General features: G+C 65.0%; 16 protein-coding genes. 6 read left to right on the forward strand and 10 right to left on the reverse strand.

Annotated features, from left to right (window positions below):
* Positions 1-80: 80 nt before the first annotated feature.
* Entirely contained in the window at positions 81-1544 is a 1464-nt protein-coding gene (pdxR, locus tag AWB82_RS04215; RefSeq protein ID WP_086965896.1) for a MocR-like pyridoxine biosynthesis transcription factor PdxR, read from the forward strand.
* A gap of 10 nt (positions 1545-1554) precedes the next feature.
* Here the strand turns inward: pdxR and AWB82_RS04220 are convergent, their stop codons facing one another.
* From AWB82_RS04220 to AWB82_RS04230, 3 genes are all read right to left on the reverse strand, one after another.
* Complete coding sequence (locus AWB82_RS04220) at positions 1555-2694, reverse strand: TAXI family TRAP transporter solute-binding subunit (RefSeq protein WP_086965897.1); 1140 nt, start codon at positions 2692-2694, stop codon at positions 1555-1557.
* Between the two features lie 193 nt (positions 2695-2887).
* The gene (locus AWB82_RS04225) at positions 2888-4831 is read right to left on the reverse strand and encodes a zinc ribbon domain-containing protein (RefSeq protein ID WP_086965898.1); all 1944 of its coding nucleotides are present in this window, start codon (positions 4829-4831) and stop codon (positions 2888-2890) included.
* A 699-nt stretch (positions 4832-5530) separates the two neighbouring features.
* Positions 5531-7114 (reverse strand): aldehyde dehydrogenase (NADP(+)), encoded by a 1584-nt coding sequence (locus AWB82_RS04230; RefSeq protein ID WP_086965899.1) that lies wholly within the window; start codon positions 7112-7114, stop codon positions 5531-5533.
* A 158-nt stretch (positions 7115-7272) separates the two neighbouring features.
* Between AWB82_RS04230 and AWB82_RS04235 the strand changes: the two genes are divergently transcribed.
* Complete coding sequence (locus AWB82_RS04235) at positions 7273-8208, forward strand: LysR family transcriptional regulator (RefSeq protein WP_086965900.1); 936 nt, start codon at positions 7273-7275, stop codon at positions 8206-8208.
* Positions 8209-8211: 3 nt separating this feature from the next.
* On the opposite strand, the gene tam is transcribed toward AWB82_RS04235, so the two are convergent.
* The gene (gene tam / locus AWB82_RS04240; RefSeq protein ID WP_086965901.1) at positions 8212-8991 is read right to left on the reverse strand and encodes a trans-aconitate 2-methyltransferase; all 780 of its coding nucleotides are present in this window, start codon (positions 8989-8991) and stop codon (positions 8212-8214) included.
* Between the two features lie 102 nt (positions 8992-9093).
* On the opposite strand from tam, the gene AWB82_RS04245 reads away from it, so the two are divergent.
* Positions 9094-9987 carry a LysR family transcriptional regulator gene (locus AWB82_RS04245; protein ID WP_086965902.1) on the forward strand — a complete coding sequence of 298 codons (894 nt, stop codon included), beginning with the start codon at positions 9094-9096 and terminating at the stop codon, positions 9985-9987.
* Positions 9988-10204: 217 nt separating this feature from the next.
* Positions 10205-11434, forward strand: coding sequence for a sensor histidine kinase (locus AWB82_RS04250; RefSeq protein ID WP_086965989.1), 1230 nt, complete (start codon positions 10205-10207; stop codon positions 11432-11434).
* Between the two features lie 72 nt (positions 11435-11506).
* On the opposite strand, the gene ahpF is transcribed toward AWB82_RS04250, so the two are convergent.
* Together ahpF and ahpC are read right to left on the reverse strand one after the other, a co-directional pair.
* Entirely contained in the window at positions 11507-13093 is a 1587-nt protein-coding gene (ahpF, locus tag AWB82_RS04255) for an alkyl hydroperoxide reductase subunit F (RefSeq protein WP_086965903.1), read from the reverse strand.
* Between the two features lie 146 nt (positions 13094-13239).
* Positions 13240-13803 carry an alkyl hydroperoxide reductase subunit C gene (ahpC, locus tag AWB82_RS04260; RefSeq protein ID WP_086965904.1) on the reverse strand — a complete coding sequence of 188 codons (564 nt, stop codon included), beginning with the start codon at positions 13801-13803 and terminating at the stop codon, positions 13240-13242.
* A 215-nt stretch (positions 13804-14018) separates the two neighbouring features.
* Here ahpC and AWB82_RS04265 point away from each other — a divergent pair, with 215 nt between their 5' ends.
* Positions 14019-14714: an NADPH-dependent F420 reductase gene (locus AWB82_RS04265; RefSeq protein WP_086965905.1), complete on the forward strand. Its 696-nt coding sequence runs from the start codon at positions 14019-14021 to the stop codon at positions 14712-14714.
* A gap of 161 nt (positions 14715-14875) precedes the next feature.
* Positions 14876-15544 (forward strand): GTP cyclohydrolase II, encoded by a 669-nt coding sequence (gene ribA / locus AWB82_RS04270; RefSeq protein WP_086965906.1) that lies wholly within the window; start codon positions 14876-14878, stop codon positions 15542-15544.
* Positions 15545-15560: 16 nt separating this feature from the next.
* Here the strand turns inward: ribA and AWB82_RS04275 are convergent, their stop codons facing one another.
* The 4 genes from AWB82_RS04275 to AWB82_RS04290 all read right to left on the reverse strand — a co-directional run bounded on the left by AWB82_RS04275 (position 15561) and on the right by AWB82_RS04290 (position 20784).
* A complete protein-coding gene (locus AWB82_RS04275; protein ID WP_086965907.1) occupies positions 15561-16295 on the reverse strand; it encodes a 2OG-Fe(II) oxygenase in 735 nt (244 codons plus the stop codon).
* Positions 16296-16377: 82 nt separating this feature from the next.
* Positions 16378-16872: a hemerythrin domain-containing protein gene (locus AWB82_RS04280; RefSeq protein ID WP_086965908.1), complete on the reverse strand. Its 495-nt coding sequence runs from the start codon at positions 16870-16872 to the stop codon at positions 16378-16380.
* 119 nt (positions 16873-16991) lie between these two features.
* Positions 16992-19325 carry an ATP-dependent DNA helicase gene (locus AWB82_RS04285; protein ID WP_086965909.1) on the reverse strand — a complete coding sequence of 778 codons (2334 nt, stop codon included), beginning with the start codon at positions 19323-19325 and terminating at the stop codon, positions 16992-16994.
* Positions 19326-19365: 40 nt separating this feature from the next.
* The gene (locus AWB82_RS04290; RefSeq protein ID WP_086965910.1) at positions 19366-20784 is read right to left on the reverse strand and encodes an aminotransferase-like domain-containing protein; all 1419 of its coding nucleotides are present in this window, start codon (positions 20782-20784) and stop codon (positions 19366-19368) included.
* Between the last annotated feature and the right edge of the window lie 12 nt (positions 20785-20796).

Raw genomic sequence — 20796 nt, forward strand, 5'->3', positions numbered from 1 at the left:
TGCAACATGAAGGATTTCCGCCTGACGATCCCGGCGTGCGAATGCCCTATCAACTGTAGCCGCGCCGGTCGCCACCGCCCTTGGACATCCACATCACCCTGCACGGCCGCCGCGACCTGACCGGCCAGATCTACGGCCAGCTACGCGCGGGCATCATCGAAGGGCGGCTTGCTGCGAACGCGCGTCTGCCGTCCACGCGCGATCTCGCCGCGCAACTCGGCGTGTCGCGCAAGACCACGCTCGATGTCTTCGAGCGCCTCATCGCGGAAGGCTTTCTGCGCACGCGCGCCGGCGATGGCACGTTCGTCGCGGAAGGTCTCACGCGTCTGCCGTCCGCGCGGGCCGAACCGGTTTCGGCCCGCGCCCGTGCGACCGGCATCTGGCGCCAGATGCCCGAGCGCATGGCCATGCCGATGCCGCCCGCCCACGAAACGCTCGACTGCGACTTCAGGGGCGGCGTGACCGACAAATCGCTTTTTCCCTACGACGCGTGGCGACGCTGCCTGAATCAAGCGCTGCGCACACAGGCGCGCGCGGGCGGCGGCGTGGCGGGCTATCGCGATCCGGGCGGCGAGCAGGCGTTGCGGCTCGGCATCGCGCGTTATCTCGCGTTCAGCCGCGCGGTCGTGTGCAACTGGCAAGACGTGATCGTGACACAGGGCGCGCAGCAGGCGCTCGACCTGCTCGCGCGCGTGACGATCCAGCCGGGCGATGTGGTCGCGGTCGAGGAGCCGGGTTATCCGCCCGCGCGGGCGCTGTTCGCGGCGCTCGGCGCACGCATCGCGCATGTGCCGGTCGATGACGAGGGCATCGTCGTGACAAAGATTCCGCGCAACACGCGCCTCGTCTACGTGACGCCATCGCATCAGTTTCCGCTCGGCATGCCGATGAGCCTCGACCGGCGCGTCGAGTTGCTCGAATGGGCCGCGAAGCGCGGCGCGGTGATCGTCGAGGACGACTACGACGGCGAATTCCGCTTCGAAGGCCGACCGGTGGAATCGCTGAAAAGCCTGGATCGCGCGGGGCTCGTCGCGTATGTCGGCACATTCTCGAAGACGCTGTTTCCCGATTTGCGGATCGGCTACGTCGTGCCGCCCGCGACGCTCTCCGGGCCGCTCTGGAACGCGAAGCAGATCTGCGACTGGCACAGTTGCATGCTGACGCAATCGGCGCTGGGCGCGTTCATGCTCGACGGCGAATACGCGAAACATCTGCGCCGCATGCACAAGGCTTATGCGGAGCGCCGCGCGCTTTTGATCGAGCGTCTGCGCGGCGAGCTCGCGCCCTGGTTCGAGCCGCTGCCGGCGACGGCGGGCATCCATCTGGTCGCGCGGCTCACCGGCACGCTGCGAGAAGACGAGGTCGTCGCGGCGGCGCGCGTTTTATCGGTCGGGCTGTATGGAATCCGCGCGTTCTACGCGGGCGAGCCGGCCCAGCAGGGCGTGCTGCTCGGCTACGGCGGGACGAACGCCGCGTCGATCGAGCGCGGCACGACGCGCCTCGCCGCGCTCATGCCGACGCTCATGCCGACGCTCTCCCGCTAGTTTCACGGCATCACTGATCGCACAGCAGCAGCAGCTTTTCCTGCGCGGAGCAAGCCGCTTTCTTGGGCTTCTGCGCGGCCGCGTCCGAGTCACGCGTCGCGACCTTGCGCGCCGGATTCTGCGACTGCTCGGCCGCCGCCGTGCGCTGCGCGATGCACGCGCGCAGGTGCTTTTCCATCGGCGGATAGTATTTCCAGCCTTTCGTGAGCGGCGGCAGTTCGAGATGCACCTGCTTCCACTTCGGATGGCCGTTCGCCTGCAGCGTGTCGAAGTTCGCGCACAGCGAATCCGCGAACTTGGACAGCGCGCCGACCGTGCCGCGCAAACCGTAGTCGTAAGTCACGAGAAACGCCTTCACGGTGAGCGTCGGCGTGTCTTCCTGAATCCAGTTCGGATAGCTCGTCGTGCGGATCGTCGCCGGAAAGTAGGTCTGCTTCGCGCGCGCGGTTTCCTGCGCGCTCGAATCGAGGCGCAGCAGCTTGATCTGCTTCAGCAACTCCGGATTCATGTCCTGAAAGAGCTTCGCCGGCTGACCCGCGACGATCACCGCCACGTCGATCTTGCCGACGATCAGCCGCGCGAGCGAATCCTCGTTGTTGAGATGCTGCTCGTTGGCGTCGGCGATCGGCTCGCCGAACATCAGCCGATACAGCGTCTCCGCCGATTGCGCGGTGCCGCTGCCGATCGGCCCCACGCTGATGTTCTTGCCCTTGATCTCGTGGATGTACTTCATCGGCGAATCGGCGCGCGTGACGAAGTAAATCTCCTCGTCATAGAGCGGCATGATGAGGCGCAACGGCTTGATGATCTTGCCCGCGTCCGCGTTGCCCGAGGTCGCCATGTCCATGTACGCCTGATACACGTCCGACTGCACCAGCGCGAATTTCACGCCGGGCTCGTAGCGCATGCGCTGCACGTTCTCCGCCGAGCCCTTCGACGGCAACACTTCCAGCTCGATGCCCGCCGGCTCGGCCACGTACTTCGACAAGTCCTGACCGATCTGGATATACGTGCCGCGTTCCTGGCCCGTCGTGATCTTGTAGGGAATCGGATCGGCGGCGAAGCTCGATTCCGCGCCGAGCAGCCCGGCGATGGCGAGAAGCGTCAGCGCGCCCCGTGCGGCGTTGCGCATGCATTTCGTGGTGAACATGATTGACCCTTAGTCGGAGTTGGACGGGTGCTTTTTGGAACTCGCGCGTCGCGCAAACCGTCCGCGTCGCGCGCAATCTGCTCATGACCGGTCACTCACATGCGGCCCAACGCGAAGGTGCGTGGCGCGTGCTTGCCGTGCGTCATCGTTGTCTCTGCGTGTTCTTGTACTTGCGTCGTTCGTGTGCGTTTTTTTAGCGCGGCGGCGGCTTGGAGGCCGAGTCGCCGCTCCAGCCGTATTGCTTGATGGCGCGTTCGAGTTCCTCGGACTTGTCGGTGTCGAGATGCGCGCCGGGCGGCATGGTGGCGAACTGGGGCGACGCACCGGCGCCGGTCGCGGCCTGCGTGCTGCGCGGGGCTGCGCTCGTCTGCGCGACGGGCTGGGCGACAGGTTGCTGCGTGACGGCTGCGGGCGGGCGGGGCACGGCTGCCTGCATCGTTGCCGTCGATGGCGGTAGCGCGCTGCTCGGACTGCCGGATTGCGGCGGGTGCGGGACGGCCGTGCGCGTGGCGGGCGCGGACGGCTGCGGCGGATCTTCGCCGAGGTAGTACGCGCCGCGCGGACTGGCCGGACGCGCGGCCTGCTGCGGTTCGTCGCCGAGGTAATAGGGCGTGCGCGGGTTCGCGGCGCGCGTGTTGGCCGCGGAAGGCTGGGCGTCGTCGTCGCCGAGATAGTAGGGCGCGCGCGCTGTCTGCGCTGCGGGCGCCGGAGCCGCCTTCGCCGCCGCCGGCTGCGACGGCGCGGGCGCGGCGGCTTGCGTCGTCGGTTGCGCGGTCGGTTGCGGAGCGGTCGCGGGCTTCGTCATCGTCGTGGCGACGGTGGGCTCGGCCGGCGGCATGATCGTCGTCGCGGTGATCGCGGCGGTCGCCGCCTGGCCACGCGCAATCTTTTCCGCACGCGATCCGTAGGCGGCGTCGTCGTCGGCCTGACGCGCGGCGGCGGCGCTGCGTTGCGTCGCGTGCCGTTCCTGCGCGGGTTTCGGCGCGAACATATTCGGCTTCGCAACCTGTGCGGCCGCTGCAACGTTTGCCTGCGCGGGAAGTTGAGCGGGCACGGTCGCGCCGGGCTTCGGCTGCGCCGCAGCCGTGTTCGTCGCGTCCGGCGCGTTCGCTGCATCCGCGGCAGGCGCCGTGCCCGGCATCCGTTTGGCGAGCGCGGCGACCGCCGTCGGCGCGAGCCAGCCCGCGTGCGAGATCACGCGTTCGAGCATCGCTTGCGATTCGATGTTGCCGCCGTCGAGCGCGAGCGCCTCACCCGCGTTCTGCTGGACGCAAGCCCATGCGGAAGTCCGCTCGCACGCACGCGCGAGTTGCAGCGCGGCGTCGCGTTGCGATTCGCGTTTGACGAGTTCGTCCTTCAGGGATTCGTATTCCGCGCGCGCCTGTTGCTGCGCCGGAAGCATTTTGAGCCGCGCGCGGGCCGTGCCGAGATCGTGCTGATCCAGCGCGAAGCGCACGTCCTGCAGCGCATTGCCCGACGCGGCCGCGCGGGTGTCGGCCGGAGCGCGCCGCTCGGCGATGGCCGGCGCGGCGGACGTGCCCGGCGCATCGGTTGCGCCGCGCATGAGCGAACCGACCTTGGAATCGATCACGCCCGAGACGCTGTGATCCGCGGACGGCGGGCTCGACCCGCCGTCGGAATCGCCGAGCTGGTAATAGAACGTCGCGCCGAGCAGCAAGACGAGACCGCATGCACCCGCGATGACGGTCTTCTTCGTGTTCCAGCGCTCGGAGCCGGGCAGGGCGTCGGGATCGTTGCTGGAATCGGCAAAGGCGTTGCGCGCGGATTCCTCGGCGCGGCGGGCGCGATATTCCGCCGCTTTCTGCGCGATGCGCTCGCTCGCGCGCTCCGTCCAGCGCGAGCGCATGCCCGGCTCGACGCGCTCGTCGCCATCCGAGCCCATCGAGGCGGAAGAACCCGACGCGGACGCAGCCGCCGATGCGAGCGGCGCCGAAGCAGCCTCGTCGAAAACGTTCGTGCGCGACTTGCCCGGGGCTCGCTCGCGCGCCTGGCCGAATGCGGCGCTGCGGTCGGCGCCGCAATTGGGGCAACTGTCGGCGTTTTTGCGCATCGTGCTGCCGCACCGCTGGCAGACGACGGAGAACATGGATGCGGGAAACGTCAGACGCGTGGTCATGCTAAAGCCCTCGAAGGACGTGTGCGTGAGGTGCCAAACTTGCGTGGCCGCCAATGCGCGCCGAGTCGTCGCGCCTGTACGCGGGAACGAGGTCCCGCGGCAGCAATCCTTCGTATTCTCTTCCCGCGCGGCGTGCGCGCCAGCGGGAAACGACTATCCGACTATGGTTCAACCACTATCGGACGTCAATTGCCTTTCGCACCTATTCCGGGCCGATAACTTAAGCGATTACACCATTTGCGTCTCGCCCCGCCGCGTATGGCGCGTGGACCGAAGCGTCCGTCGCATGGCCCTGATGTCGATGTGAAAGCGTCGGATCGATGCACGTACCACGCCGATCGGCTCGCGCAGCGCGCCTCGCTTCTTCGCGCTTCTCTCGCTCACGATATTTCTGACATTTTGGGATCGCGCCGGCGGTTTTGAACCGCCAATCCTTAGCCGATAACCGACAAGGGAACGCGATCGCCGGATAACCCACTGATGCCAAAGCGATTCGCGGTTTGCATGGAGCGTTGTAGCGCGCCAACGCCGGGCGCGTGAAGGTGGATTGGCCGAAGCGCCGCCCGTTGCCCGGAAATTGATAAGGTTTCCGAATCATCGTTCGAAAACGATGCCTTTCGCTCTCCGGCGATGGCGCAAAAGCGAAAAGGCCGCGGCGCGAATGTCGCGCCGCGGCCTTGGCCAGCGTGGCGGGAAGCCTTACTCGGCGAGCTGCAGCTTACCGTCGATACGGCGATTCAGGCCGAGCGGATTGTCCGTCTTCAGCGCGTCGGGCAGGAGCGCGTCAGGCAGATCCTGATAGCTCACCGGACGCAGGAAGCGGTTGATCGCGAGGCTGCCGACCGAGGTCGAGCGGCCATCCGCCGTGGACGGGAACGGGCCGCCGTGCACCATCGCGTGGCCGACTTCCACACCCGTGCCGAAGCCGTTCACCAGCAGGCGGCCGGTGCGGCGCTCAAGAGCGGGCAGCACGCGCTTCGCATCGGCGTAATCCGCTTCGTCGATATGCAGCGCCGAGGTCAACTGGCCTTCCAGCGATTCGATCAGCGCGAACAGCGTGGCGAGGTCCGGGCAGCGCACGACGAGCGACGATGCACCGAAGATCTCTTCCTGCAGCGCGTGGCTCTTGCGGAACGCGTCGGCCGTGGTGACGAACAGCGCCGACTGGCCCTGATTGTCGCCCTTCGCCTCGACGCCGCGCGCGGCGGTTGTCACGTCCGCGTGTTCGGCGGCGCGCACCACGGCGCCCTGATACGTCTTGCAGATGCCCGGCGTGAGCATGGTCTGCGCGGCGGTTTCCTGCAGCGCAGCCGATGCCGCTGCGATGAACTTGTCGAGATCCGGACCGTCGACGGCGAGCACCAGACCCGGATTCGTGCAGAACTGGCCCGCGCCGAGCACGAGCGAACCCACGAATGCCTTCGCGATGCTTTCCGCGCGATTCTTGAGAGCGTTCGGGAACAGCAGAACCGGGTTGATGCTGCTCATTTCCGCGTAGACCGGAATTGGCTCGGTGCGCGCCGCGGCGATCTTCATGAGCGCCGTGCCGCCGCCGCGCGAGCCGGTGAAGCCCGCCGCCTTGATGCGGTTGTCCGCCACGAGACCTTGGCCGACGTCGCGCCCGCTGTCGAACAGGAGCGAGAACGTGCCTTCGGGCAGGCCGCAGTCCTTCACGGCCTTCTGCACCGCGCGGCCGACGAGTTCCGCCGTGCCCGGATGCGCCGAGTGCGCCTTGACGATGACCGGGCAGCCGGCGGCGAGCGCCGAGGCCGTGTCGCCGCCCGCCACCGAGAATGCGAGCGGGAAGTTGCTCGCGCCGAACACGGCGACCGGGCCGACGCCGATATGGCGCAGACGCAGATCGACGCGCGGCAGCGGCTTGCGCTCGGGCTGCGCCGGATCGATACGCACGCCGAGGAAGTCGCCGTTGCGGACCACGTCGGCGAACATGCGCAACTGGCCGACCGTGCGGCCGCGCTCGCCTTCGATACGCCCGCGCGGCAAGCCGCTTTCGATCATGCAGCGCTCGATCAGGTCGTCGCCGATATCGAGAATGTTCTGCGCGATCGTTTCGAGAAACTTCGCGCGCGCTTCGGGCGCGGTCTCGCGGTAGACGTCGAACGCGGCCCACGCGAGGGCGCACGCGCGGTCGAGGTCGGCGAGCGTCGCGCCGCCGAAAGCCGGTTCGATGGCCGCGCCGGTCGACGCGTTGACGGCCTTGATCGAGCCGTTCGAGCCGAAGACCGATTCCTGACCGATGAGCAGGTTGCCAGTGAGTTGCATGATGTCTCGTCCTTGCTTTAAGTGATTCGCGGCAGCCAGTTGTACGATGACTGCATCACGCCCGACTATACGGCCTCGCGCGTGCGCCTGTATAGTGAAACCTTTCCATCGCTTGATCGCTTTTTGGAATCACCCCGCGCTTTCCCGCAGGCCGAAGCATGAAGAATACGCTCGATGTATTGATGTCGCGGCTGCGTATGAAGCAGCTGCAATTGCTGATCGCGCTGGACGATCACAAGTCGCTGCACAAGGCATCGAGCGCGATGGCGATGACGCAATCCGCCGCGAGCAAGGCGCTCGCCGAACTCGAATCGATGCTGGAAGCGCCGCTTTTCGAGCGCGCGAAAACCGGGCTGATCCCGAATCCGTTCGGCCGCTGCGTGGTGCGTTATGCACGCGTTCTGGCCGCCGATCTGAACGCGCTCTGCCAGGAAGTCGCGCAGATTCGCGCCGGCACGGGCGGGCGGCTGACCGTCGGCACGATCATGGGCGCGGTGCCGGGCGTCGTCGCGCCGATCGTCAACGAAATGCACGCGAAACATCCGGATCTGGCCATCGAAATCGTCGAGGATACGAGCGCGCGCATGCTGCCGATGCTCGACGACGGCCGCGTCGATCTCGTGATCGGCCGATCGAGCGTGTCGGATCAACCGTCGAAATATCACTATCAGCCGCTCGCGGACGAACCGCTTTGCATCGTCGTCGGTCGCGGTCACGAGCGCACGGGCGAGCCGGAAGTGGGGTTCGCCGATCTCGCGCGTTACCGCTGGGTCACGTATCCGAGCTACATGCCGATGAGCGCGCTGCTCGAACGCGAACTCGATCTCGCCGGTCTGCGGATGCCCGCCAATCCGATTTCCACCGCCTCGCCGCTCATGACGGTGACGCTGCTGCAGGAAAGCGCCGAGCTCGTTTCGATTCTGCCGGCGAGCGTCGCGAAAGTGTTCGAGCGCCACGGCATGCTGCGGATTCTGCCGGTGCGCATGAAGTCGAAATCGCAGACATACGGCATCGTCACGCGCAAGGGCGGCGAGCTTTCGCCCGCGGCGCGGCAGTTCGTGCAGATGTTGCGCGAACAGCGCCGCCCGCATTGAGATTCAGCGCGTCGCAACGATGAAAAGGCGCGGGAAGGGCAGCAGCAAGCTGCCGTCGTCGAAAACCGTATATGCGGTTTTCAGCCCGGCGCGATAGCGGTCGAGGAATGCGCTAGTCTCGGACGCGTCGAGCTTCGCGAGAAACGGCCGCAGCGCCGAGCCCTTGAACCATTCGATGATCGCATCGACGCCGCCTTCCAGCGGATGATGGTACGTCGTGCGCCATACGTCGACGCGCGCGCACCGCGGCTTGAGCATCGCGTAGTACCAGTCCGCCCGATAACGCGCGGTGCGCTCCACGCCTTTTAGCTTGTCGCGCCACGGACCATCGGCGGCGGCTTCGCGCATGAGCCGATGCGCGGGCTCGTCGAGATTATCGGGCATTTGCACCGCGAGTTGGCCGCCCTTCGAAAGCTTGCCGACGAGCGAAGGAAACAGCGTCTCGTGGTCGGGCACCCACTGCAGCGCCGCGTTCGCGAGGATCAGATCGAACGGTCCTTCAGCCTGCCACGCCGAGATATCGGCGAGTCCGAATTCGACGTGCGCGAGGCGCTTTTTCGCTGCGTCGATCATGTCGCTGGAACTGTCTATGCCGATGACGCTCGCGTTCGGCGCGTGCGCGATGAGCGTTTCGGTCGAATTGCCGGGGCCGCAGCCGAGATCGACCGCCGTGCGCGCGGTCTGCGCGCGCGTCGCGTTCAGCAGATCGCGGACCGGGCGCGTGCGCTCTTCCTCGAATATCGAATATTGGCGGGCTTGCCAGTCGGCCGATGATGTCGTCATAGAGGCTCCAGTCGGTTGTTCGTCGTGAGGATAGCCGCGATTCTGGACCCGCCCGCGCCCAGCGTAAAATGAATTTATGCGGCGGATTATTAGGTTTTTCTTATGAAAATCGACACGCTGGGCGTGCAGGCGTTCGTCGCCATCGCGGATCAGGGCAGCTTTCGGGGCGCGGCGGAGCGCCTCAATATCACGCAGACCGCGATCACTCAGCGTTTGCGAAAGCTCGAAGATTTTCTCGGCGTGCCGCTGATCGAGCGCACCACGCGTTCGATGAATCTCACCGGAACCGGACTCTCTTTTTTGCCACAGGCGCGGCGGCTGCTCGCCGAACTGTCGGCCGCGCTGATCGAAATCCGCGAGACGGGCATGGCGCAGCGCGGCGATGTGTCGATCGCGTGCGTGCCGACCGTCGGCGTGCAATATCTGCCGCGCGTGTTGCAGGCGTATTCGAAGCGTTTTCCGCATAACCGCATCCGGATTCTCGATCACGCGTCGTCGGCGGTCGCGCAAGCCGTGCTGCATCGGGAAGTGGAATTCGGCATCAAGATCGCGGGAGAACATCATCCGGATCTGCATACCGAGCCGCTCATCGAGGATAGATACGTGCTCGTTTGCCATCGCGATCATCCGCTCGCGCGGCGCAAGCGCATTGCGTGGCGCGCGCTGTCGGACTTCCCGCTGATTCTCGCGGGCGACGTGAGCGGCAATCGCGCGTTGATCGATGCCGCGCTGGAAGGCAGCGGCATCGAACTGCATTCGTTCTATGAAGTGCAGCGCAGTTCGACGGCGCTCGGGCTCGTCGCGCAGCGCGTCGGGGCCGCGGTCGTGCCGGCGCTCGCGATTCAGAAAGACGCGTATCCGACGGTGCGCGCCGTCGAACTCGTCGAACCGGCGATCACGCGCTCGCTCGTGCTGGTGACGCGCAAGTCGGCGTCGCTGTCGCCGGCGGCTCAGGCGCTCTACGCGATGCTCGCAAATTCGCGCGACGGTTTTTGAATGGAATACTGAATTCGATACGCGCGCGCGGCTTCGAGGAAAGTCTCGGAAACTCCAAGATAAGACTCGGGATTGTTTCTTCGGCGCGAGCATCGCCCTATACTGGCGAAGCATTCGCGGGCGGCGCCGGGCAAGATCGGGAAATCGCTTTCGACTGCATATCACGATCACCATGCGCGCCGCGTTCCGGCGCCTTAAGCACTCGGGAAATTCGCAGATGAGCGACACGTCGGTCGACGGCTTGAAAGGTCTCGTGGCCGCGCTACGCGAGCAGCAAAACGCGCTTACCGAGCGATGGATGAAGCTCGTGTTCGGCGACCAGGAAGTCGAACATTCCGATCAACTCACGTATAAGCAGCTCGCGGATCATCTGCCGAGCATCTTCGACGAAATCTGCATCGTGCTGGAATCGCGCAATCTGCGCGAACAGGAAGGCGCGATCGAGCGCGACGCGCGTCAGCACGGGCAATGGCGCTGGCAGCAGGGTTATCGTGTCGACGAACTGGTGCGCGAACTCGATCTGTTCCGTCAGGTGTTGCTGCTCGCGATTGGCGAATACGCGGGCGCGCACGACGATTTCTCGCGCGCCGACGAAGAGCACGCGCGCCTCATGACCGATGAAGTCGTGAGCTTCGTTACGCTCGCGTCGATTCGCGAGGCGGTCGGCGAGCGCGATAGCAAGATCGACGAATACACCGGCATGCTGGAGCGCGCCAACTACGAACTGACGCTTAGACAAAAGCTCATCAGCGATCTGTACGAAACGCGTATGCAGGTCACGCGGCACGTCGCGCACGATCTGCGCAACTTTCTCAACGTGTTCTCGACGGCGCTGCAACTCGCCGCGCGCTCGCCTGCGAAGCGCGACACGGCGCTCGGGCTCGCGAACCGGCAAGTCGCCGACATGGCGTCGCTCGTCGACGAAATGGTCGAATACTCGAAAGTGCTCAACGATGATGCGGTGCTGACCGTCGAGCCGTTCGATCTCGTCGGCCTCTTCGACGAGTTGATACAGGCGTGCCGCGTCGCGTCCGAAGCGAAGGGATTGAAGCTGCTCGGCCATCTCGATCCCGCGCTCGGTATGGTGACGTCGAACCGGCTGAAGGTGAAACAGGTCGCGCTGAATCTGCTGTCGAACGCGATCAAGTACACGTCGTCGGGCGAGATTGCGCTGTCGATCGTCGCCGCCCCCGACGAGCGCTGGAAGCTGCGCGTGGCCGACACGGGCGTGGGCATCAGCGCGGCGGATCAGGAGCGCGTGTTCGAAGAGTTCGAGCGCGCCGCCGATGACGACATCCCCGGCGCGGGACTCGGCCTTGCCATCGTCAAGGAATTGTCGCGCACGCTGGAAGGGGAGTTGCGGTTCCAGTCGGCGAAGGGACGCGGCAGCGTGTTCGAAGTAACGTTCCCGATGGTGCTTGCGCCGAAGGCCCCTGAGAGCACCTGAAGGCCGATAAACGAAAAAAGGCGAACGGGTCGCCCCGTCCGCCTTCCGGTCACTACGACGCCTGAACGATACTCAGGCCGCCGCTTCTTCTTCGACCACTGCTTCGTCTTCCACCGACGCGCGGATCAGATGATCGAACGCCGAGAGCGCCGCCTTCGCGCCTTCGCCGACCGCGATCACGATCTGCTTGTACGGCACCGTCGTCACGTCGCCCGCGGCGAACACGCCCGGCAGCGAGGTCGCGCCTTTCGCATCGACGACGATCTCGCCGTGCTTCGACAACTCCACCACGCCCTTCAGCCATTCGGTGTTCGGCACGAGGCCGATCTGCACGAACACGCCTTCCAGCTCGACGTGATGGCTCGCGCCCGTCGCGCGGTCCGTGTACGTGATGCCGTTGACCTTCTTGCCGTCGCCGGTGACTTCGGTCGTCTGCGCCCCGGTGACGATCGTCACGTTCGGCATGCTGCGCAGTTTCTTTTGCAGCACCGCGTCGGCGCGCAACTCGTTGCCGAACTCGATCAGCGTCACGGCCGCTACGATGCCCGCGAGGTCGATCGCCGCTTCCACGCCCGAATTGCCGCCGCCGACCACCGCGACGCGCTTACCCTTGAACAGCGGGCCGTCGCAGTGCGGGCAGTACGCCACGCCGCGTCCGCGATACTCGCGCTCGCCCGGCACGTTGATTTCACGCCAGCGCGCGCCCGTCGACAGAATCACCGTCTTCGCCTTCAGCACCGCGCCGCTCGCAAGATGAATCTCGTTGATGCGGCCGGGCACCAGCTTTTCGGCGCGCTGCACGTCCATCACGTCGACTTCGTAGCTATTCACGTGCTGTTCGAGCGCCGTCGCGAACTTCGGTCCTTCGGTTTCCGTCACGGAGATGAAGTTCTCGATCGCCATCGTGTCGAGCACCTGTCCACCGAAGCGCTCGGCCACGACGCCCGTTGCGATGCCCTTGCGCGCCGAGTAAATCGCCGCTGCCGCGCCGGCAGGGCCGCCGCCGACGATCAGCGTGTCGAACACAGGCTTGCTTTCGAGCGCCTTCGCCGCACGCGCCGATGCGCCGGTGTCCAGCTTCGCGAGAATTTCCTTCACGCCCATGCGGCCCGAGCCGAAGCTCTCGCCGTTGACGAACATCATCGGCACGGACATGACCTGGCGTTCCTCGACTTCCTTCTGGAACAGCGCGCCGTCGATCGCGACATGTTTGATGCGCGGATTGATGATCGACATCACGTTCAGCGCTTGCACGACTTCCGGGCAGTTCTGGCACGACAGGGAAAAATACGTCTCGAACGCGTGCTCGCCGTCGAGATTCTTGATCTGCTCGATGGTGGCGTCGTCGAGCTTGATCGGATGGCCGCCCGCCTGCAACAGCGCAAGTACGAGCGACGTGAATTCGTGGCCCATCGGGATGCCGGCGAAGCGGATGCCCGCGGCCTTGCCCGCCTCGCCGATGGTGAAGGACGGACGACGCGCGCTGGCGTCCTCTTTCTCGACGACGCTGATCTGCGTGGACAGCGAGGCGATTTCGTCGAGCAGGCTTTTCAGCTCGCGCGACTTGTCGCCGTCGTCGAGGAAGGCGACGAGTTCGATCGGCCGGGTGACTTTTTCCAGATACGCTTTTAATTGATTCTTGAGATTGGCGTCGAGCATGGCGATGTCCGTTCCTTGACTTGGGTGTTGCAGACGTGTTGCGCCGCGACGCCGCGAAAATCGCAGCGCCGGACGAACACGTTTTCCTGGGTGAACCTGCCGCTGAACCGCGGCAAGTTCGATGCAGCGCTCGTGAAATACGAGACTTAGATCTTGCCGATCAGGTCGAGCGACGGGGTCAGCGTTTCAGCGCCCGGCGTCCACTTGGCGGGGCACACTTGACCCGGATTCTTCGCGATGTACTGGGCAGCCTGAACCTTGCGGAGCAGTTCGCCGGCGTCGCGGCCGATGCCGTTGTCGTGCACTTCGCACAGCTTGATCTCGCCTTCCGGATTGATCACGAACGTGCCGCGCAGCGCCAGGCCTTCTTCTTCGATGAGAACGTCGAAGTTGCGCGAGATTGCGAGCGTCGGGTCGGCGACCATCGGGTACTGGATCTTCTGGATCGTGTCCGACGTGTCGTGCCATGCCTTGTGCGTGAAGTGCGTGTCGGTCGAAACCGAGTAGATTTCCACGCCAAGCTTCTTGAATTCTTCGTAGCGGTCAGCCAGGTCGCCCAACTCGGTCGGGCACACGAACGTGAAGTCGGCCGGGTAGAACACGAACACCGACCACTTGCCCTTCAGGCTTTCATCGGTGACGGTCACGAACTCGCCATTGTGGAAGGCGGTTGCTTTGAACGGCTTGACTTGACTGTTGATGATGGGCATTACCAGTTTCCTTTTGGAGTGGTGTTGAAGAAGTGAGTGAACTATACAGGAAAGCTATCGCACTTGCGAAGTGGATTGATTTTATTGTCGGGATAGCTCAGGGCTATCACGCCGATATTTCGTGTTTTCCCACATGAGGCATTGGGATTGCATACGCTCCTCGCAAGTTCCTTCAAAGCACGTGGTTGCTTTCATTTTCTTTTCAAGGAGGCGGTATGAAAATAGGAATTATCGGGGCCGGGAATATTGGCTCGGTCCTCGCGTTGCGCTTCGGCGAGAACGGGCATGAGGTGCGCATCGCCAATTCGCGCGGGCCGGCGTCGCTTGCGGATGTCGAACGCGAGACCGGCGCGAAGGCCGTCGAAGCGCGCGACGCGCTAAAGGACGCCGAAGTCGTCGTCGTGACGATTCCGGAGGCCAAGGTGCCGAATCTGCCGAAGGATTTGTTCGCGGCCGTGCCGGCGAACGTCGTCGTGATCGACACGGGCAACTATTACCCGCGGCAGCGCGACGGGCGGATCGAGGGCATCGAGAAGGGAACGCCGGAGAGCCGCTGGGTGGAGCAGCAGATCGGCCGGCCGGTCGTGAAGGCGTTCAACAACATCTACGCGGATCACCTGCGCAATCTCGGCAAGCCGCCGGGAACGCCGGGACGCGTCGCGCTGCCGGTCGCGGGCGACAGCGCGCAGGCGAAAGCCGTCGTGATGAAGCTCGTCGATGAAATTGGCTTCGATCCGGTCGATGCCGGCGCAATCGACGATTCCTGGCGTCAGCAGCCCGCGACGCCCGTCTATACCGGCGATCTCGATGCCGAGGGCGTGCGCGCGGCGCTGCATCGGGCCGATCCGGCGCGCAAACCCGAATGGCGCGCGACCGACGAGAGCCCGGGCAGCTTCGAGAATCCAGCGTGAGAATGCAAGGCCGATAAGCGGAACGCCCGTACGGGAAAGCGCGGGAAGCGGCGCGCGCCGTGAGACAATCTGCAAACTTTCCCGATGGGCTTTAACATGACGAACCGGGCTGGCACGAAAAAGCCGACCACAGTCCGGCGTCGTGGACCGCAGATTGACCTATGAAAACCGCTTCTCCCCCGCAGGACGTGCAAAACCCGCAACACCGCTTCGGCGAGTGCGACGAGTGCGCGGATGTCGAACTCGTGGCGAGCGCCACCATTCCGACCCGCTACGGCACCTTCGATTCGTATGTCTATCGCGTGAAGCACACGGAAGCCGAGCACATCGCGTTCGTGATGGGCGACGTGAGCAACGGCGAATCCGTGCTCACGCGTCTGCATTCCGAATGCGTGACCGGCGACGTGTTCGGCTCCTACCGCTGCGACTGCGGCGAGCAACTCGATCTGGCGTTGCGCTATATCGCCGCGGAAGCTCGCGGGATTCTGCTGTATCTGCGCGGGCATGAAGGTCGCGGCATCGGCCTCGCGAACAAGATCCGTGCGTACGCGCTACAGGAGCAGGGGCTCGATACCGTCGATGCGAACCTGCATCTCGGCCTGCCCGACGACGCCCGTGAATACGACTCCGCCGCCGCGATCCTGCGTTCGATGAACGTGAAGTCGGTGCGTCTGATGAGCAACAATCCATCGAAGTTCGACACGCTGCTCAAGCACGACATTCCCGTGTGCGAACGCGTCGCGCTCGCCATCCCGATGCGCGAGGAAAACGAGCGGTACATCAAGACGAAGCAGTCGCGCTTCGGGCATTACTTCGAAGAGAACGAGTAACGCACAACGCGCGCGCTCACTGCGCGTCGTGAAAAATCACGCCGAGCATATGCCGCCGCCCCGAGCGCAGGCGGCTCACGCCATGCCTCATATTCACGCGATACGGCCCGCGCGTGCCCTGCACAGGCCGATGATGCACGGCGAAAAACACCGCATCGCCTTGTGAGAGCGGCACCACTTCCGCGCGCGACTGCATGCGCGGACGCTGCTCCGTCATCACGAACTCGCCGCCGGTGAAATCGCGGCCGGGCTCGGAAAGCAGGATCGCCATCTGAAGCGGAAAGACGTGCTCGCCGTAGAGATCCTGATGCAGACAGTTGAAATCGCCGGGTGCGTAACGTAGCAGGAGCGGCGTCGGCCGTGTCTGCCCCGCGCGATGACAGCGCTCGATGAACGCCGCGTGCTCGCGCGGATAACGCGTCTCGATGCCCATCACCTCGTTCCAGCGATTCGCGACCGGCGCGAGATGCGGATAGACCGCGCGCCGCACGCGTTCGAGCGCATCGGGCAAGGGATACGCGAAGTACTTGTATTCGCCGCGCCCGAAGCCGTGGCGCTCCATCACGACGCGGCTGCGAAAGAGGCCGTCGCGATCGTACTGCGCCGCGAGCATCTCGCATTCGTCGCGCGAGAGGAGCGCGGACGCCGTGGCGCAGCCGTGGCTGTCGAGTTGCGCTTCGAGATCGGCCCAGTCGAGCGCGTCGATACGTTCCCCGATATCGTCTGCCGTCGCGCGTTCGAGCACCTTCATGTCATTTCTCCGTATATGCGTGAGTTCGACTGAAGTGTGCGCCAGCCGCGCCACGCCCGCACTCCGGGTCTTGCTGCGCAATTCAATGCGCCGTCGCAGCCTCCGCGAAGTGTTCGCGCAGCACGGCCATGCGCGCGGCCATCTTCGCGCCGATCGCGACGAGATCCATCGGCGTCTTGCGCACTTGCGGGAAAAGCGTGGTTTCCTCTTCGTCGATGTGATGCGCCGCATTCTCCCTGAGCACCTTGAAGGTCGCGTCGAAGCCGTCTTCGCCGGCGCTCAGGTTCGCGAATCGTTCGATCAGCGTCTTCATCAGAAAATGCTCGACGTAGGCTTCGTCCACGTCGACGCGCCGGTCAGCGGCGAGCGCGTTCTGCGCAAGCGGATACAGCAGTTCTTCCTCGACGATCGCGTGGATTGTCAGCAACTCGCACGCGCGTTGCACGAGCGTGTTCTTGCGTTCGAAATCGTTGCGTTCCGTGCGTTCGAAGGCATCGAACAATTGTTCGATCGCGCGGTGATCGGCTTCGAGCATGTCGAGCGCATCAATGGGTCGCGGGGTTTGAGCGGTGGACATGTGGGTTCTCCAAGATGGGCTCTCTCGGCCCGATAGAGACATCTGTGTGTCCCTGAGGTGCCGGAAAGCAGCAAGACGAATGCCCGCGATTGACCGGTTAACGGCGGCGGCGCGCGCGTCTAAAGAGTCGTATCGATCGATTCGCTCAGGTCGCGTTGCCGCAGCACTTTCACCTGCCACCACGCGGGCAGGAGACGCCGCACCTCGGCGCGCGCGAAGCGGTCGTCGATCAGATAGAGCACGCCGCGATCAAGCGGCCCGCGGATTACGCGCCCGGCCGCCTGCACGACTTTCTGCAAGCCGGGAAAAAGATACGTGTACGCATAGCCCTCGCCGAACGCCGCGTGCATGCGTGCTTTCATTTCCTGATTGACGGCGTTGAGTTGCGGCAGACCGAGCGTGGCGACGAACGCGCCGATGAGACGCGTGCCGGGCAAATCGATCGCCTCGCCGAACGCGCCGCCCAGCACCGCGAATCCGACGCCGCGTCCGTCGGCGACGAAGCGCGCGAGAAACTCGCGTTGCGCGGCCTCGCTCATCGCGCGGGACTGCTGCCAGCAAGGAATCGACGGATGACGAGCCACGAGCGCCGTCGCCACTTGCGTCAGATAGTCGAAGCTGCTGAAGAAGCTCAGATAGTTGCCCTCGGCGCTGAAGAACTGCGCGGCGATCAGATCGGCGATGCGATCCACCGAACGCTCGCGATCGCGGTAACGCGTGGAAAGATCGGCGATCGCGCGCACGTCGAGTTGTTCGGCGGAGAAGGGCGATTCGACGTCGATCCGCACGCTCGATGCCGGCAAGCCGAGCGTATCGGCGTAGAAGTGCGCGGGCGTGAGCGTCGCCGAAAAAAGCGCGACGCTGTGTGCGCGCGCGAAACGCGGCGCGAGATGCGGCGCGGGAATCACGTTGCGCAGGCATAGCGCCGCATTGCGTTTCTTCGCGCTTCGGCTCGCGCTTCGGTTTGCGCCACCCAGCGTGATGTCGAAGATCGAATGCGAACCGAAGCGCTCAGCGATGCGCGTGAAATGCACCGCGTCGAAATAGAAGCGAAGGGTCTCGGGCGTGAAGGCGTCGGGTTGTTCGCCGAGCAGTTCCGTCATGAGCGAAACGGCTTGCCCGAGCGAGGCCAGAAAGCGCGCGGGCGGTTCCGTATGCGCGGCGTAGTCGACGCCCGACGCGTGTTGTTCGCTCGCCGTTTCGCTCCAGCTTCGCGCGACGCGTGCGAACGTTTTCTTGAGCACGGGCGGCGCGACTCGGCGCATCGCGTCGAAGGCGGCCTGATCGAGCGTCGCGGAATACATGCCGCGCGCCCGTTCGACAAGGTTATGCGCTTCGTCGACGAGCACCGCCACGCGCCAGCGATTCGCCTCCGCGAGCGCGAAGAGCATCGCGCTCGTGTCGAAGTAGTAGTTGTAGTCGCCGACGATCACGTCGCTCCAGCGCGACAATTCCTGGCTCAGATAGTACGGACAGACTTCGTGCCGCCGCGCGACTCCGGCGACCGACGCGCGATCGAGTTGCGCGCATTCGAGCGCGGCGGCGCGCGCATTGGCGAGGCGATCGTAAAAGCCGCGCGCGAGCGGACACGATTCGCCGTGGCACGCGCGATCGGGATATTCGCAAGCCTTGTCGCGCGCAACGAGTTCGATGACGCGCAACGGCTTCGCGGCGAGCGTCGTCAATGCATCGAGCGCGAGTTGCCGTCCCGCGCTCTTCGCCGTGAGAAAGAAGATCTTGTCGAGTTGCTGGCCGGGCCAAGCCTTCAGCAGCGGAAACAGCGTGCCGACCGTTTTGCCGATGCCCGTCGGCGCTTGCGCGGCGAGACAGCGCTTCGAAACCGCCGAGCGATACACCGCTTCCGCGAGCGCCCGCTGGCCGGGGCGGAAATCGGCGTGAGGGAACGCGAGCGTTCTCAGCGCTTCGTCGCGCGCCGCGCCGTGCGCCAGTTCCTGCCGCGCCCATGCGATGAAGCGCTCGCACTGCGTCTGGAAATGCGTGGCGAGCGCCTGAGCCGTCTGCGTTTCGACGAGCACGCTCTCCGTCTCTTCGACGATATCGAAATACACGAGCGCGATCTGGATGGCTTCGAGCCCGAGCTTGCGGCACATCAGGTGCCCGTAGACGCGCGCCTGCGCCCAATGCAGATGCCGGTGATTCTCTGGCATCGATTCGAGCTTGCCGCGATGCGTCTTGATCTCTTCGAGCCGGTTGAGCGCGGGATCGTAGCCGTCGGCGCGGCCACGCACGAGAAGCGGCCCGCAGGTTTCCGAAAGCGAGATTTCCTTTTGATACCCGGCCGGCCGCCGGCTCGTTACCGTGACATGGCCGGCGACGCCTTCCAGCGCGCTCGGCGTCGGCGTGAAGCGCAGATCGAGATCGCCCTGTTTCGCCGTGAACTCGCACAGCGCGCGCACGGCGACGGTGTAGACGGGCTCGGATACTGTATGCATGTACAGCAGTCTAGCATGTACGCCGCGCCGCCCGAGGGCCTCACGCGGACGCGCGCAGCAGTTCTCCGAGCGTTTTCATCGCGTGTTCGATCTGAGGCGACCACGGATGGCCGAAGTTGATGCGCACGTAATTCCCGTATGCGTGACGCGCGGAAAAAATCGGCCCCGGCGTCACGTTGATGCCATGTTCGAGCCCGCGCCGGTGCAACTGCATCGCATCGACGTGATCGGCCAGTTGCAGCCACAGGAAATAGCCGCCGTCGGGCCGCACGAACGCGACGTCGGGCGGCAGCCAGCGCGCGATGGCGTGTTCCATCGCGTCGCGTTGCGCGAGAAGCGCGCCGCGCAGCTTGCGCAAATGCTTGTCGAAGCCGCCGTGCTCAAGATAATCGGCGATGCCCGCCTGGATCGGGATGCTGGTGGAAATGCTCGTCATCAGCTTGAGGCGGCGGATCGCGTCGGCGAAGCGGCCCGCCGCGACCCAGCCGAGCCGATATCCCGGCGCGAGCGTCTTCGACAGCGACGCGCAATGCATCACGAGTCCCTGGGTATCGAAGGCTTTCGCGGGCGGCGGACGTTCCCGCGCGAAATGCAGCTCGCCGTAGACATCGTCTTCGATGAGCGGGACGTCATGCTTCGCGAGCAACGCGACGAGCGCGCGCTTCTTCTCGACGGAAAGCGTCACGCCCGTCGGATTCTGGAGGTTGGTCATGAACCAGCACGCGCGCACCGGATGCTTGTCGAGCGCTTCGGCGAGCACGTCCAGATCGAGGCCGTCGCGCGGATCGACCGGAATCTCCACCGCGCGCAGACCGAGATGCTCGATGGCCTGCAACGCCGCATAGAAGCACGGCGATTCGATCGCGACGACATCGCCCGGCTTCGTGACGGCCATGAGGCAGAGCGTGAGCGCTTCCATCGCGCCATTCGTGACGATGAGTTCCTCCACCGGCTGCGCGATGCCCATGCCGATATAACGCAGCGCGATCTGCCGGCGCAAAGGCTCGCTGCCGGGCGGCATGTCGGTCACGGTGCTCCACGGATCGAGCATGCGCGTCGCGTGCGCGAGCGACTTCGCGAGACGTTGCAACGGAAAGAGCGCGGGCGATGGAAAGGCGGAGCCGAGCGGCGCGACGTCTGGACGCTTCACGGCATCGAGCACGGAGAACACGAGGCTGCTCACGTCGATGGGCGCGGGCTCGGCGAGCGGCGTCGGCGGCATCGGCGGAATTGGCGGCATCGAAAGCTTCGCGCCCGGCGCGACGTAATAACCGGAACGTTCGCGCGCACGAATCAAGCCCCATTCTTCGAGCAGGTAATACGCGCGAAACACCGTCGATTGACCGACGCCATATTGCGTCGTCAGATGCCGCACCGAAGGCAGCCGCGCGCCGACAGGCAACCGGCCAGTGCGAATCTCGGCGGCCATGGTGTCGGCAAGGGCTTGGTAGCGCTTCATCGCGTGTGTTGG

The sequence above is a fragment of the Caballeronia glebae genome (assembly GCF_001545035.1).
Taxonomy (GTDB): domain Bacteria; phylum Pseudomonadota; class Gammaproteobacteria; order Burkholderiales; family Burkholderiaceae; genus Caballeronia; species Caballeronia glebae.

Bases quoted from the DNA above. Each gene is read 5' to 3' on its own strand.
- AWB82_RS04220 (WP_086965897.1), bottom strand. From the start codon at position 2,694: ATGTTCACCACGAAATGCATGCGCAACGCCGCACGGGGCGCGCTGACG.
- AWB82_RS04225 (WP_086965898.1), bottom strand. From the start codon at position 4,831: ATGACCACGCGTCTGACGTTTCCCGCATCCATGTTCTCCGTCGTCTGC.
- AWB82_RS04230 (WP_086965899.1), bottom strand. From the start codon at position 7,114: ATGCAACTCACTGGCAACCTGCTCATCGGTCAGGAATCGGTCTTCGGC.
- AWB82_RS04235 (WP_086965900.1), top strand. From the start codon at position 7,273: ATGAAGAATACGCTCGATGTATTGATGTCGCGGCTGCGTATGAAGCAG.
- tam (WP_086965901.1), bottom strand. From the start codon at position 8,991: ATGACGACATCATCGGCCGACTGGCAAGCCCGCCAATATTCGATATTC.
- AWB82_RS04245 (WP_086965902.1), top strand. From the start codon at position 9,094: ATGAAAATCGACACGCTGGGCGTGCAGGCGTTCGTCGCCATCGCGGAT.
- AWB82_RS04250 (WP_086965989.1), top strand. From the start codon at position 10,205: ATGAGCGACACGTCGGTCGACGGCTTGAAAGGTCTCGTGGCCGCGCTA.
- ahpF (WP_086965903.1), bottom strand. From the start codon at position 13,093: ATGCTCGACGCCAATCTCAAGAATCAATTAAAAGCGTATCTGGAAAAA.
- ahpC (WP_086965904.1), bottom strand. From the start codon at position 13,803: ATGCCCATCATCAACAGTCAAGTCAAGCCGTTCAAAGCAACCGCCTTC.
- AWB82_RS04265 (WP_086965905.1), top strand. From the start codon at position 14,019: ATGAAAATAGGAATTATCGGGGCCGGGAATATTGGCTCGGTCCTCGCG.
- ribA (WP_086965906.1), top strand. From the start codon at position 14,876: ATGAAAACCGCTTCTCCCCCGCAGGACGTGCAAAACCCGCAACACCGC.
- AWB82_RS04275 (WP_086965907.1), bottom strand. From the start codon at position 16,295: ATGAAGGTGCTCGAACGCGCGACGGCAGACGATATCGGGGAACGTATC.
- AWB82_RS04280 (WP_086965908.1), bottom strand. From the start codon at position 16,872: ATGTCCACCGCTCAAACCCCGCGACCCATTGATGCGCTCGACATGCTC.
- AWB82_RS04285 (WP_086965909.1), bottom strand. From the start codon at position 19,325: ATGCATACAGTATCCGAGCCCGTCTACACCGTCGCCGTGCGCGCGCTG.
- AWB82_RS04290 (WP_086965910.1), bottom strand. From the start codon at position 20,784: ATGAAGCGCTACCAAGCCCTTGCCGACACCATGGCCGCCGAGATTCGC.